The organism is Bradyrhizobium sp. Mp27, from assembly GCF_029953005.1.
In the GTDB taxonomy this organism is placed as follows: Bacteria; Pseudomonadota; Alphaproteobacteria; order Rhizobiales; family Xanthobacteraceae; genus Bradyrhizobium; species Bradyrhizobium barranii.
In genome coordinates, this window is sequence record NZ_JASAUS010000707.1 from 1 (window position 1) to 331 (window position 331).

The following is a 331-nucleotide window of genomic DNA, read 5'->3' on the forward strand; positions in this document are numbered from 1 at the left end:
GCCGGCGCACGACGAGCCGGTGAGCGAGCCCGTCAGCGATAGTGCTCCCCATCCCGAAGCACCTGCAGGCTCGGGCCGGTGGGTTCGCCGCCTGCTCAAGGTCGGCATTGGTCTTGCGATCGTGGCCGTCTTCGGATGGTTGCCGCTGAAGGCCGTGCTGCAGACCTCGAGCGTCGAGGCCGTGGTCAATGCCAGGATCGTGACGTTGCGCTCGCCGATCGACGGCACCGTGAGCGCGAAGCCGCCGCAAGGCTCGACGCAACTCAGCGTGGTCCATGAGGGCGACGCGATCCTTCATGTCGTCAACGCGCGTGGCGATCGCGTGCGGCTC

General features: G+C 68.0%; 1 pseudogene. It reads left to right on the top strand.

Annotated elements, in window-relative coordinates:
* Positions 1–19 precede the first annotated feature (19 nt).
* Positions 20–331, top strand: a pseudogene (locus tag QJT78_RS53465) (HlyD family secretion protein); the annotation flags it as partial.